At 46.1% G+C, this 1,181-nt stretch carries 1 protein-coding gene and 1 pseudogene; both read right to left on the reverse strand.

Annotated features, from left to right (window positions below; translation table 11 throughout):
- Positions 1–254: pseudogene (locus A3756_RS19570) on the reverse strand (hypothetical protein); the annotation flags it as partial.
- Positions 238–1,181 (reverse strand): tRNA (N6-isopentenyl adenosine(37)-C2)-methylthiotransferase MiaB (miaB, locus tag A3756_RS19575; protein ID WP_068554387.1); only part of this gene is annotated, 944 nt, incomplete at its 5' end. The pseudogene A3756_RS19570 and the gene miaB, both read right to left, overlap by 17 nt.

Genomic DNA, 1,181 nt, shown 5'->3' on the forward strand with positions numbered 1-1,181 from the left:
TGAGATGCTTCAGCTTTTTCGCCACGTATTTTGAAAACAGCGCCCCGATAGCTAATCTTAACATCTAGGCGCATCTCCAGGTGTTTGATGTTTTCATCAAATTGGCCGCACAAACAGGCGAGGCGGTCATTATCAAAAGGCGTCAGTGCAACTTCTTTAATGGTAATGGAGCCAGTGCTCGTTGTTTTGACTTTATCGTCAGGCTGCTTGTCTTGCCGTCTGGCTAACTTTTCTTTTTTAGTAGTCTTGCTCATCGACTCTTTCACCACGTAATGAATTTGCGTAAGCATCGGTAATCTTCACGTCGATAAAGCGCCCGATCAAGGCACTATCTGAGCGGTCTTGCTTCGCTTTGAAGTTCACAACACGGTTATTTTCGGTTCGGCCTTGTAGCTCCCCGGGGTCTTTCTTAGAAAAACCTGTGACCAGAATTCGTTCGGTATTACCGACCATTTTTCGGCTAATATCTTGAGCTTGTTGAAGAATGCGCTGCTGCAGAATTTGCAGTCGTTGTTTTTTAACTTCTTCGCTTGTTTCATCAGGTAAATCTGCTGCTGGTGTACCCGGGCGCGCGCTATAGATAAAACTAAAAGAAGCGTCAAAGCCAACGTCATTGATCAGCTTCATGGTGTCTTCAAAGTCTTTCTCGGTTTCGCCAGGGAAGCCAATGATAAAGTCTGAAGAGATACTAATATCAGGGCGGTGCTTACGTATACGGCGAATTTTAGATTTGTACTCTAATGCCATATGGCCGCGCTTCATCGCATTCAGTATTCTGTCTGAACCGCTTTGAACAGGAAGGTGGAGGTGGCTTACCAGCTCAGGAGTATCGGCATAAACGTCGATAAGTGAGTCACTGAACTCAACCGGATGCGACGTTGTAAAACGAATTCGGTCAATGCCTTCAATGGCTGCGGTTAGTGTGATTAACTCAGCAAGATCCATCATGTCGCCATCGTGTGTTTCACCTTGGTAGGCGTTAACGTTTTGGCCGAGTAAGTTTATTTCACGCACACCTTGAGTAGCAAGGTGGGAGATTTCTGCCAGTACGTCATCAACAGGGCGGCTAACTTCCTCACCTCGCGTGTAAGGCACAACACAAAAAGTACAATACTTGCTACAGCCTTCCATAATTGAAACAAACGCAGAAGGGCCATTTATACCGGGAGCAGGGAGGTGGT

It is taken from the genome of Oleiphilus sp. HI0086 (assembly GCF_001635225.1).